This is a genomic window from Mycobacterium sp. 1165196.3 (genome assembly GCF_001673415.1).
GTDB lineage: Bacteria > Actinomycetota > Actinomycetes > Mycobacteriales > Mycobacteriaceae > Mycobacterium > Mycobacterium europaeum_A.
The window spans coordinates 1-10,929 of the sequence record NZ_LZLU01000266.1 but is presented as its reverse complement, the minus strand read 5'-3'; the positions used below and the strand labels follow the sequence as shown (position 1 = coordinate 10,929).

General features: G+C 69.9%; 12 protein-coding genes and 2 pseudogenes. 2 read left to right on the top strand and 12 right to left on the bottom strand.

Features of this window, described 5'->3' with window-relative positions; genetic code table 11:
* Positions 1-270: pseudogene (locus tag A5659_RS25300) on the bottom strand (hypothetical protein); the annotation flags it as partial.
* Between the two features lie 57 nt (positions 271-327).
* On the opposite strand from A5659_RS25300, the gene A5659_RS25295 reads away from it, so the two are divergent.
* A complete protein-coding gene (locus A5659_RS25295) occupies positions 328-612 on the top strand; it encodes a hypothetical protein (protein WP_231998014.1) in 285 nt (94 codons plus the stop codon).
* A 4-nt stretch (positions 613-616) separates the two neighbouring features.
* Here A5659_RS25295 and A5659_RS25290 read toward each other — a convergent pair whose 3' ends face one another.
* From A5659_RS25290 to A5659_RS25265, 6 genes are all read right to left on the bottom strand, one after another.
* Positions 617-3,481 (bottom strand): aminotransferase class I/II-fold pyridoxal phosphate-dependent enzyme, encoded by a 2,865-nt coding sequence (locus A5659_RS25290; protein WP_067021558.1) that lies wholly within the window; start codon positions 3,479-3,481, stop codon positions 617-619.
* A gap of 92 nt (positions 3,482-3,573) precedes the next feature.
* Positions 3,574-3,963 (bottom strand): antitermination protein NusB, encoded by a 390-nt coding sequence (locus A5659_RS25285; protein ID WP_066863453.1) that lies wholly within the window; start codon positions 3,961-3,963, stop codon positions 3,574-3,576.
* Positions 3,960-4,463 (bottom strand): transcription antitermination factor NusB, encoded by a 504-nt coding sequence (gene nusB, locus A5659_RS25280; protein ID WP_067185060.1) that lies wholly within the window; start codon positions 4,461-4,463, stop codon positions 3,960-3,962. Before nusB ends, A5659_RS25285 begins: the two co-directional genes overlap by 4 nt.
* Complete coding sequence (gene efp, locus A5659_RS25275) at positions 4,460-5,023, bottom strand: elongation factor P (RefSeq protein ID WP_066863465.1); 564 nt, start codon at positions 5,021-5,023, stop codon at positions 4,460-4,462. The genes nusB and efp overlap by 4 nt, the downstream gene beginning before the upstream one ends.
* A gap of 125 nt (positions 5,024-5,148) precedes the next feature.
* Positions 5,149-5,373, bottom strand: a complete 225-nt coding sequence (locus A5659_RS25270; protein ID WP_066876378.1) for a hypothetical protein — start codon at positions 5,371-5,373, stop codon at positions 5,149-5,151.
* Between the two features lie 46 nt (positions 5,374-5,419).
* Positions 5,420-6,529, bottom strand: coding sequence for a Xaa-Pro peptidase family protein (locus tag A5659_RS25265; RefSeq protein ID WP_067185057.1), 1,110 nt, complete (start codon positions 6,527-6,529; stop codon positions 5,420-5,422).
* Between the two features lie 33 nt (positions 6,530-6,562).
* Here A5659_RS25265 and A5659_RS25260 point away from each other — a divergent pair, with 33 nt between their 5' ends.
* On the top strand, positions 6,563-7,243 hold the full coding sequence (locus A5659_RS25260; protein ID WP_066863471.1) for a B-4DMT family transporter: 681 nt from the start codon (positions 6,563-6,565) through the stop codon (positions 7,241-7,243).
* Here the strand turns inward: A5659_RS25260 and aroQ are convergent.
* From aroQ to A5659_RS25235, 5 genes and pseudogenes are all read right to left on the bottom strand, one after another.
* Entirely contained in the window at positions 7,240-7,686 is a 447-nt protein-coding gene (gene aroQ, locus A5659_RS25255; RefSeq protein ID WP_066863476.1) for a type II 3-dehydroquinate dehydratase, read from the bottom strand. The genes A5659_RS25260 and aroQ overlap by 4 nt on opposite strands.
* On the bottom strand, positions 7,683-8,777 hold the full coding sequence (gene aroB / locus A5659_RS25250) for a 3-dehydroquinate synthase (RefSeq protein WP_066863478.1): 1,095 nt from the start codon (positions 8,775-8,777) through the stop codon (positions 7,683-7,685). Before aroB ends, aroQ begins: the two co-directional genes overlap by 4 nt.
* A complete protein-coding gene (locus A5659_RS25245) occupies positions 8,774-9,298 on the bottom strand; it encodes a shikimate kinase (RefSeq protein WP_066863481.1) in 525 nt (174 codons plus the stop codon). The genes aroB and A5659_RS25245 overlap by 4 nt, the downstream gene beginning before the upstream one ends.
* The gene (gene aroC / locus A5659_RS25240; protein ID WP_067185062.1) at positions 9,298-10,503 is read right to left on the bottom strand and encodes a chorismate synthase; all 1,206 of its coding nucleotides are present in this window, start codon (positions 10,501-10,503) and stop codon (positions 9,298-9,300) included. Before aroC ends, A5659_RS25245 begins: the two co-directional genes overlap by 1 nt.
* A gap of 51 nt (positions 10,504-10,554) precedes the next feature.
* Positions 10,555-10,863 (bottom strand): annotated as a pseudogene (locus tag A5659_RS25235) (acyl-CoA dehydrogenase); the annotation flags it as partial.
* Between the last annotated feature and the right edge of the window lie 66 nt (positions 10,864-10,929).

The window sequence follows — 10,929 nt, the reverse complement described above, 5'->3', positions numbered from 1 at the left end:
GGCCTGCAGCGCCTTGGTGATATCGCGGACCCGTTCGGCGGTGGCGTAATCGACGCCCGCCAGCAGCGACCGGTACAGGATCGCGTCCAGTCCCGCGCCGGCGATGGCCAGCGCACACAGCACGACGATCGCCGACACCGCGGCCGAGCGGGCCGAGATGCCCAGGTGCGGCAGGTGCCGCGGACGCAGCCGCCCGCGTCGCCGGGCCGACCGGCCACCGAATATGCGCACGCCCTTGATTCTGCAGGGCCGCGTGCTCGCAGTGAACACCAAGCTCAGCGCGCTCTCAGCGCCCTCTCAGCGCCGCCGTCCTAGGCTGACACCGTCATGCTTGGTACCGCCCGCTCTTCGCGTCGTCCCGACCGGGTGATCACCCGAGTGCTGGTCAGCGCGGCGGTGCTGGTGGGCCCGGCCGTGCTGGTGGCGGCGCCGGCCGGCGCCGACCCCAGCCCATTCAGCACCCTGCACTCGAGCTGCAACGACACGGCCCCGGCGGGAAGGGACGCGCTGCTGCAGGGAATCCGGCGCGGCATCGCCGACTGGTCGACCGGCGCACCGCACACCTCGGCGCGCACCACGTGCGCCGCCCGGCCGACTCCGACACCCCGCTGATCGCTCAGCCGCTGTCGGCGCCCGACGGCACGGCCGGGGCGTCGCTGGCCCCGTTGGTGCGTGCCCCGTTGGTCGCGGACGCGTCCGAGGGCAGTTCGAAGGCCGCGGTCACCGAACCCACCGCGGCCATCGCGGCGCTGCGTTGCGCCTCCATGCGCGCCAGCGCCGTCTCGGTGAACACCGACAACCCCAGATCCGGGTTGTAGCCGTGGATTTCCTTGACGTCGAGCTGGGCCAGGAAGTACACGATCTCCTTGGACACCACCTGACCGGGGACCAGCACCGGGAAGCCCGGCGGGTAGGGCACCACGAACGTGGTCGACACCAGGGTCTTGCCCTCGGCCAGCCGTCGCCCGGCCATGCCGATCAGCACGTGTTCGCGGTCGGACTCCTCGTATCCGGCGTAGAACGCCGAACGCATGTCGCCGAATTTGCACTCGTCGACGGGCTTGAACGCCATGTCGAATTCGCTGAAGTCGGGCAGATGCGGCAGGTCTTCGGTGATCTCCTCGACGTGACGCTCTTGCAGCGCCCGGTCGGCAACGCTGGCCGCCTTCTGGATGCGGTCGAAATCGATTGCCACCCTTCGCAACACGTCGAGCAGGTAATGCACGCTCGACCAGGTGACGCCGATCGTGAAGATCAACAGCACGCTGTTGATCGACGTCTTGTTGATCTGGATGCCGAATCGCTCCATCAGGATCTTCTCGCGGAAGTCGTAACCGTTCATCCCGGTCGCGCCGACGAACAGGGTCACCCGGGTGGCGTCGAGCACGAACTGGTCCGAGCGCCACGCCTCGTTCCACTCGGCCAGCGCCCCCTGCCTGACCTCGCGGTAGGAGCTCACCGAGGACTTTCGGAATTCCTCTGGTACCAAATCGGATTCGTCGAGAATGCGGAACCACTTGCTGATCAACCGGTCCTTGCGCACCCGATGCCGGAAGACCAGCGCCATGTCGTAGACCTGCCGGACCAGTTGGAAGCCCTCGATGTCGACCTGTCGGCGTGCCAGATCCAGCGACGCCAGCAGTTGCTGGTTGGGTGACGTCGAGGTGTGGGTCAAAAATGCCTCACCGAACGAATCGCGGGTGAGCGCGTTGAAATCCTGGTCGCGCACGTGGATCATCGACGCCTGCCGAAGCGCCGACAGCGATTTGTGCGTGGAATGCGTGGCGTAGACGCGGACCCGCGCGGTTTCCGGGTCGGGCATCAGCTCCCGCTCGATCCATTCCGACCGGTCGACGCCGTCCATGGTCGCGGCCCATTTCCGGTATTCCTCAAGGTATTCCGGTGAGGCCAGCATCTGCTCGAGGCGCTCGGCGGACACCATCGCGGTCCGCTGCCGGGCCCAGGGCACCGCCGTGGCGAACGCGTACCACGCCTCGTCCCACAAAAAGCAAATGTCCGGCTTGATCGCCAGCACTTCCTGCATGACCTGCAGCGGGTTGTAGACGACGCCGTCGAAGGTGCAGTTGGTCAGCAGCAGCATGCGCACCCGGTGCAGCTGCCCGGCGGCTTCCAGGTCCAGCAGCGTCTGCTTGATGGTGTGCAGCGACACCGCGCCGTAGATCGCGAACTGCGGCAGCGGATAGGCGTCCAGATACAGCGGGTAGGCGCCGGCCAGCACCAGCCCGTAATGATGCGACTTGTGGCAGTTGCGGTCGATGAGCACGATGTCGCCGGGCCGGGTCAGCGACTGCACGACGATCTTGTTGGCCGTCGACGTGCCGTTGGTGACGAAGTAGGTGTGGTCGGCGTTCCACGTCTTGGCGGCCTTGTCCATCGCCTTTTTGATGTTGCCGTGCGGATCCAGCAGCGAGTCCAGCCCGCCGGAGGTGGTGGAGGTTTCGGCCATGAAGATGTTGCGGCCGTAGAACTCCCCCATGTCCTGCAGCGACCTGGAGTTGAAGATGCTGGCGCCCCGCGCGACCGGCAGGGCGTGGAATTGCCCGACCGGGGCGGCGGCATACGCCCGTAACGCGTCGAAAAACGGTGTGGCGTAACGGTTCCGCAGCCCGGCGAGCACCGTGCTGTGCAGGTCGGTGACGTCGTTGAGCCGGTAGAACGTGCGGTCGTAGACGTCGGGCTCGGTCCCGTCGCCGGCCGCGATCGACTCGTCGGTGAGCAGATACAGGTCGATGTGGGGCCGCAGCTCCCGGATCCACTCGCCGCACTCCACCCAGTAGTTGGCGCGGTCTGGGATGCCGTCTCCGGCGTCCTCGTTCGGGCCGAGCAGCGTGTTCATCAGCGGCAGCCGGTCACGGGACCGCAGCGGCAGGTCGTCGCGGATGATCGCGGCCTGGATCTCCCCGTTCAGCGCGACCGCGGTGATGGCATCCTCCACGCTGGGCACCACCAGGATCTCGAACTGCACATCGTCGGACGGCGTGCGCAGCGCGCGCAGGCACTCGGCCAGGCTGTCCGGCGCGGTGCTCGGGGCGTCGTCGGCGAGCAGCACGGTGTAGAAGTGCTGCTGTTTGGCCTGGGCCACCAGTTCCTGGTCGTCCAGCGGCGCCGACGTATCGAAAAGCCCTGCGCGGTCGCCATATTCACTGAGCAACCGCACGGCCAGCGACACCTCTTCGGTGAGCCGCACCGTGGACAGGCTTTCGAGATGGGCGCGGAAGATCGCCAGGTTCGCCGCCCCGGGGTACAGCCAGTACCGCTCGTAGGCGGCGATGCGGTCCATCAGCCGTTTGACCCGGGCCACGTCGTGGGTCTTGTCCAGCCCGGCGAGGTCCACCTCGGCCAGGTGACGGCAGGCGTCGTCGAGCAGGTTCCAGGTGTCGACCCGCGCGTAGGACGGGTTGGCCACGGCCGCCAGTGCCGACACCCGGAGTCGTCGCGGCTGGGTGCTGTATCGAATCATGACCTCACCTGTTCTTCGTTCGCCGCCGCTGACGTGCCGCTCGTATTGTCAACCCGCCGCGACATGCCCGTGGTCATTTCACCTCAGCTTGATCAGTGATCCGCCTCGTCGTCACTTTCCACCACACGGCGATTACCCCGCGTGCTGTCCACCCAACGCAACACCGGCAACTCCCAGCGGCGGGCGGGCAATTCGGTGACGTCGGACAGCGAGCGCACCACGCCCTGCGTCAGCCCCATGATCGCGGCCATCACCGGCAGCAGCGGCTGCAGCGGCTTGGCCGCCGAGCGCACCGTGCTGATGCGCCGGGCCACGATCACCCGTTCGACGCAGTGATACAGCCAGGCGCCCACCCCCAGCGCGTAGATGGAGAGCACCGAGGCGACGATGGTCAGGCGATAGGCGGCGCAGATCACCGCGCCCAGCACCACCGTCGCGGCCAGCACGGCCGCCACGAGCAGGCGCAGCTCCAACCGGGTCATGGCTGCGGTCCGGGGTCCTCCGGGGTTAGGTCGGGACCCAGCGCGCCTCGGACCGCCTCGGCGGCGGCCCGGATCTGCGGCGTCACCAGCATGACGTGGCCCAGCACCCCGTTGACGAAGCCCGGCGAATCGTCGGTGGACAACTCCTTGGCCAGCTGGACGGCCTCGTCGACGGCGACCGGCTCGGGCACGTCGTCGGCGTACAGCAGCTCCCACACCGCGACCCGCAAAATCGCGCGGTCCACGGCCGGCAGCCGGTCCAGCGTCCAGCCCTGCAGGTGCGAGCTGATCAGGTCGTCGATGTGCGCGGCGTGCTCACCGACGCCCCGGGCCGCCGCGGCCGTATACGGCTGCAGGGGCGCGACATCGGGGTTCGTTTCGGCGAGCCCGGTGCGGACGTCGACGACCTCCGCCGGGCTCAGTCCGCGGGCCTCGGCTTCGAACAACAGGTCGACGGCGCGTTTGCGGGCCTGGTGGCGTCCCCTCACGGGTCTACTCACGCGTTGATGCGCCCCAAGTAGCTGCCGTCGCGGGTGTCCACCTTCAGCTTGTCGCCGGTGTTGATGAACAGCGGCACCTGGATCTCGGCGCCGGTCTCCACGGTGGCCGGCTTGGTGCCGGCGCTGGACCGGTCACCCTGCAGGCCGGGCTCGGTGTGGGTGACCTCCATCTCGACCGACACCGGCAGCTCGAGGTACAGCGGTGACCCGTTGTGGAACGCCACCTGCACCGGCAGGCCCTCCAGCAGGAACCGGGCGGCGTCCCCGACCAGCGACTCGGGCAGCGGGTGCTGCTCGTAGTCCTGGCTGTCCATGAACACGAAGTCGCTGCCGTCGCGGTACAGATAGGTGGCGTCGCGCCGGTCGACGGTGGCGGTCTCCACCTTGACCCCGGCGTTGTACGTCTTGTCGACGACCTTGCCGGAGAGCACGTTCTTCAGCTTGGTCCGCACGAACGCCGGGCCCTTGCCGGGTTTGACGTGCTGGAACTCGACGATCTGCCACAGCTGGCCGTCGATCACCAGCACCAGTCCGTTCTTGAAATCGGCAGTGCTTGCCACGGTTCGGTATATCTCCTCGGGATGGACAGTCGTCTGCGGACTGTGTGCGACTTGTCGGCTAGTTTAGAGCGCCGCGGGGCCGGGCCTCGCGGGCCGGGGTCGCGCGGCCGACGGGCGAAACTCCGTCAGCGGCGCGCCGGTTCGCGGCCGGCCGCGGCGTGCTCGTCGGGCGACGGCAACGGCTTGATCATGGTCAGCAGCGGGAGGTGGACGGTAACCCCGCTGGCGAACGGCAGGTGGATCGCGAAGTAGACGATCTGCATTTCCAGCCGCGTCTCGCGAAGGGGCTGGGCGTACACGTCCCACCGGAAGTCCCGCAGGCGCGCCAAACCCCGTGCCACCCCGTTCACGTCCCCGACTGTACTCGCGGGGGCAAGCCCGCCGGCCGCCCGGCCGCTACCCCAGGACGGCCAGCTCCTTGGGGAACTTGGTCAGCAATTCCGGTGACGTGCCGCCGGCCTCCTGCGGCACCACCAGGGTGTCCTCGATGCGCACCCCGCCGCGGCCGGGCAGGTAGACGCCGGGTTCCACGGTCACCACCGACTCGGCCAGCAACGTGCCGGTGGAGGTGGCGCCGATGCCCGGTGCCTCGTGGATCTGCAGGCCCACGCCGTGGCCCAGGCTGTGGCTGAACTGCTCGCCGTAACCGGCGTCGGCGATCACCCGACGGGCCGCGGCGTCCACCTCGCGCAGGTCGGCGCCGGCGTGCAGCGCCTCCCGGCCGGCCCGCTGCGAGTCGGCGACCAGCTGGTAGATCTCCAGCTGCCAGTCGGCGGCCTTGCCGAGCACGAAGGTGCGGGTCATGTCGGAGTGGTAGCCGCCGACCAGCGCGCCGAAGTCGATCTTCACGAAATCGCCGCTGGCCAGCACGGCATCGGTCGGGCGATGGTGCGGGATCGCCGAATTCGGCCCGGCAGCCACGATGGTCTCGAACGAGATCGCGTCGGCGCCGTGGTCGAGCATCAGGGCCTCCAGCTCGCGGCTCACCTCGCGTTCGGTCCGGCGCGGCCGCAGGCCGCCACGCGCCACCAGGTCGCTGAGCGCGGCGTCGGCCGCCTCGCAGGCCAGCCGCAGCAGCGCGACCTCGCCGGCGTCCTTGACCTCGCGCAGCGCTTCGACCGTGCCGGCGGCCTTGACCAGCTCGGTGGCCGCCTTGCGGTCGTCGAGCTCACGGGTCAGGGCGTCGAACCCGTCGACGGTGACCACGTTGCTTTCGAAGCCCAGCTTCTGCGCGCCTGCCTCGGCGGCCTGCCCGACCAGGTAGCGCCCGAGGGCCCGTTCGATGGCGACCTCGAGGTCCGGCGCCTGCTCGGCGGCCTGCGTTCGGTAGCGCCCGTCGGTGGCCAGCACGGGGCCCCGACCGTTGGCGAACACCAGCAACGCGCCGTTGGATCCGGTGAAACCGGAAAGGTAACGGACGTTCACCAGGTCCGTGACCAGCAGCGCATCCAATCCGCTGGCCTCGAGTCGTGCTTTGAGCCTGTCTCGACGCTGTGAATGTGTCACAGGTCTTGACGGTACTCGCTACGCTTTTGGGCCATGAGTAACTGGATGCTGCGCGGATTGGTCTACGCCACGGCGATGGTCGTCGTCCGATTGTTCCAAGGTGCACTGATCAACGCGTGGCAGACGAACGCCGGGTTGTTCAGCGTGGTGCTGCTGGTGCTGTTCATCATCGGCGTGGCCGTGTGGGGGGTGCTCGACGGCCGGGCCGACGCCCGCGCCAACCCCGATCCGGACCGCCGCGGCGACCTGGCGATGACGTGGCTGCTGGCCGGCCTGCTGGCCGGTGTGCTCAGCGGCGCCGTGACCTGGCTGATCGCGCTCTTCTACAAGGGCCTGTACACCGGCGGGCTGCTCAACGAGCTCACCACCTTCGCCGCCTTCACCGCGCTGTGCGTCTTCCTGCCCGCCATCATCGGCGTGACCATCGGGCGCTGGCGGGTGGACCGCAATCCCCCGCCGCGGCGGCCGGGCGCCGACGACGAACGGGCCGACACCGACGTGTTCTCCGCGGTGCGCGGTGACGACGCCCCTACCGGCGAGATTCCCGCGCAGACGTCCAGCCACCAGACCGACGCGCGGACCGCGGCCGTCGCCACCGCCGAGCGCGAAGAGCCCACCGAATCGATCGGCAAAACCGAGCACGACCCCAAGACCGAAGTGATCCACCGCGGCGACGAGCACACCAAGCCGGGCACGGAGCACGGCAAGGGCTAGCTGTCGGCGCCGGGCTTTCCGGCCAGATAGCGCAGGGCGAGCAGATAGCCCTGTACCCCCAGCCCGACGATCACGCCGGTGGCGACCGGGCTCAGGTAGGAATGCCGCCGAAACTCCTCGCGGGCATGGACATTGGAGATGTGCACCTCGATCAGGGGTGCGCTCAGCTCGGCGCAGGCGTCGCGCAGGGCCACCGAGGTGTGGGTGAGCCCGCCGGCGTTGAGGATCACCGGTTCGCCCGCGTCGGCGGCCGAGTGGATCCAGTCCAGCAGCTCGGCTTCGTTATCGCTTTGCCGCACAACGGCTTTGAGGCCCAGGTCATCGGCCTCGCGCTCGATCAGCGCCGCCAGCTGATCGTGCGTCGTGTCGCCGTACACGTCGGGCTCGCGGCGCCCCAGCCGGCCCAGGTTCGGGCCGTTGATGACGTTCACAGTCGTGGTCACGAAGCCTCCTGCGCGAGTCCGGCATATGCCGCCGCCAACAGCGCCGGGTCGGGTCCGGCCAGCCGGCCCGGCTTGCCCAGCCCGTCGAGCACCACGAACCGCAGCACCCCGGCGCGCGACTTCTTATCTCCCGCCATGTATTCCAGCAGCTGCGGCAGCGCGTCGGCGTCGTAGCTGACCGGCAGGCCGAGCGCGGACAGGATGGTGCGGTGGCGCTGCGCGGTGGCGTCGTCGAGCCGGCCGGCCAGCCGGGCTAGCTCGGCGGCGAAGACCAGACCCACCGACACCGCGGCGCCGTGGCGCCACTGGTAGCGCTCCCGGCGCTCGATGGCGTGGCCCAATGTGTGCCCGTAGTTGAGGATTTCGCGCAGCTCCGACTCTTTCTCGTCGGCGGCCACCACCTCCGCCTTGACGGCGATCGCGCGGCGGATCAGTTCCGCCAGCACGTCACCCGACGGGTCGACGGCGGCCTGCGGATCGGCCTCGATGAGGTCGAGGATCACCGGATCGGCGATGAATCCCGCCTTGACGATTTCGGCCATCCCGGCCACAAGTTCGTTGGGCGGCAACGTCTGCAGCGTCGCGAGGTCGACCAGGACCGCGTGGGGCTGATGGAACGACCCGACCAGGTTCTTGCCCGCGTCGGTGTTGATCCCCGTCTTGCCGCCGACGGCCGCATCGACCATGCCGAGCAGCGTGGTGGGCACGTGCACGATGTCGACGCCGCGCAGCCAGGTGGCCGCCGCGAACCCGGCGACGTCGGTGGCCGCGCCGCCGCCGAGACTGACCAACGCGTCCTTGCGCCCGATCCCGATGCGGCCCAGCACTTCCCACAAGAAGCCCACGACCGGAAGGTCTTTGCCGTCTTCGGCGTCCGGGATTTCGATGCGGTGCGCGTCAACACCCTTGTCCGCCAACCGGCCTCGGATCACCTCGGCGGTCTCGGCCAGCACCGGCTGATGCACGATGGCCACCTTGTGCCGGTTGCAGAGGAGTTCGTCCAACTCGCCCAGCAGGCCGGTACCGATGATCACCGGGTACGGCGGGTCGACGGCCACCTCGATGGTGACGGGCTCACCCGAGCGGGTCATGTCGCGGCCCCCGCGGGAGCCTGCAACCGCGAGACGATGTAGCGCACCACCGCGCCGGGGTTGCGCCGGTTGGTGTCGACGCGGATGGTCGCCGCCCGCCGGTACAGCGGGCTGCGCTCGGCCAGCAGCGCGCGGTACTTGTCGGCGCGATCGGGCCCGGCCAGCAGCGGACGCACGGCGTTGCCGCCGGTGCGCCGCACGCCTTCGGTGGCGCTGATCTCCAGGTAGATGACGGTGTGACCGGCCAGCGCCGCCCGCACCCCCGGGGTGGTGACGGCGCCGCCCCCCAGGGACACCACGCCGTCGTGATCGGCCAGCGCGGCGCGCACCACTTCCTCCTCGATGCGGCGGAATTCCGGCTCGCCGTCGGTGGCGAAGATGTCGGCGATGCGCCGCCCGGTCCGCTGCTCGATGGCCACATCGGTGTCCAGGAAGTCGACCCCGAGGGCCTTGGCCAGCCGCCGGCCGATGGTGGACTTGCCCGATCCCGGCAGACCGATCAGAACAGCCCTGGGCGCCATTACGCGGTACCCCGGGCGGCCGGCGACTCCCGCTCGGCGACCGCCCGCCGGTAGGACTCGACGTTGCGGCGGGTTTCGGCCAGCGAGTCACCGCCGAACTTCTGCAGCGCCGCGCGGGCCAGCACCAGCGCCACCATGGCCTCGACCACCACGCCGGCGGCCGGCACCGCGCAGACGTCCGAGCGCTGGTGGATCGCGACGGCCTCGGCGCCGGTCGCCATGTCGACGGTGGCCAGCGCCCGCGGCACCGTGGAGATGGGCTTCATCGCGGCGCGCACCCGCAGGGGCTGGCCGTTGGTCATGCCGCCCTCCAGGCCGCCCGCCCGGTTGGTCGAGCGGACCACCCCGTCTGGGCCCGGATACATCTCGTCGTGGGCTCGGCTGCCGCGGCGGCGCGCCGTCTCGAAGCCGTCGCCGATCTCGACGCCCTTGATCGCCTGGATGCCCATCACGGCGGCGGCGAGCTGGCTGTCGAGGCGGTTGTCGCCGCTGGTGAACGAGCCCAGCCCGATGGGCAGGCCCAGGACCACCACCTCGACCACCCCGCCGAGCGTGTCGCCGTCCTTCTTGGCGGCCTCGATCTCGGCGATCATCGCCTCCTCGGTCGCCTTATCGAAGGCGCGCACCGGGCTGGCGTCGATCGCGGGCAGGTCGCCCGGGCCGGGCGGCGGGCCCTGGTAGGGCGCCGACGGGCCGATCGCGATGACGTGCGAGAGCACCTCGACGCCCAGCGCCTGGCGCAGGAACGCGCGGGCGATGGTGGCCGCCGCGACGCGGGCCGCCGTCTCGCGGGCGCTGGCCCGTTCCAGCACCGGCCGGGCGTCGTCGAAGCCGTACTTGAGCATGCCCGCGTAGTCGGCGTGGCCGGGCCGCGGCCGGGTGAGCGGCGCGTTGCGCGCGCTGTCGGCCAGCTCGCTCGGGTCGACCGGGTCGGCGGCCATCACGGTCTCCCACTTCGGCCATTCGGTATTGCCGATCTCGACGGCGATGGGCCCGCCCAGGGTGACACCGTGACGCACCCCGGACAGCACGCTCACCGCGTCCCGCTCGAACGCCATCCGGGCGCCGCGGCCGTAACCGAGGCGGCGGCGGGCCAGCTGTTCGGAAATGTCGAGGGAGGTGATCTCCACACCGGCGATCATGCCTTCGAGCACGGCCACCAGCGCGCGGCCGTGCGACTCCCCAGCGGTGATCCAACGCAACACGGGTCCCATTGTCCCATGGGCGCCTGCGCTGACTTAAATCCGCGCGCTGCGTTAGAAGAAGCTGCTCTGCGGCAGCTCCGCGCCGTTGACCGCGACATCGCCGAGCACCCGCGCCTTATAGACCGTCGGGTTGTGCGAGAACAGGGTCCGCAGGTTGCGCCAGTGCCGATCCAGCAGCGCCGACGCCTGCACGGCCGACGCGCCGCCGGCGTCGAAGACGCGGGAGGCGGCCCGCAGGGCGGGTTCTTGGATTGCGACCTTGACGCGCGCCGCGGCGATTGACGACCTGGTTTCCAGCTCGGGATCGATCCCGGTGTTGCGCGCCGCCTGCAGCGCGGAAGCGAGTTCGGCCGCGGCGCTGGTGCGGGGGCGGCGACGCACCTACACCTTCGCCAGCGTCGAGGAGCCCACCGCGGATCCGCAGCT

Bases quoted from the DNA above. Each gene is read 5' to 3' on its own strand.
- A5659_RS25245 (WP_066863481.1), bottom strand. From the start codon at position 9,298: ATGGCGCCCAGGGCTGTTCTGATCGGTCTGCCGGGATCGGGCAAGTCC.
- A5659_RS25295 (WP_231998014.1), top strand. From the start codon at position 328: ATGCTTGGTACCGCCCGCTCTTCGCGTCGTCCCGACCGGGTGATCACC.
- A5659_RS25290 (WP_067021558.1), bottom strand. From the start codon at position 3,481: ATGATTCGATACAGCACCCAGCCGCGACGACTCCGGGTGTCGGCACTG.
- A5659_RS25285 (WP_066863453.1), bottom strand. From the start codon at position 3,963: ATGACCCGGTTGGAGCTGCGCCTGCTCGTGGCGGCCGTGCTGGCCGCG.
- aroB (WP_066863478.1), bottom strand. From the start codon at position 8,777: ATGACCCGCTCGGGTGAGCCCGTCACCATCGAGGTGGCCGTCGACCCG.
- A5659_RS25260 (WP_066863471.1), top strand. From the start codon at position 6,563: ATGAGTAACTGGATGCTGCGCGGATTGGTCTACGCCACGGCGATGGTC.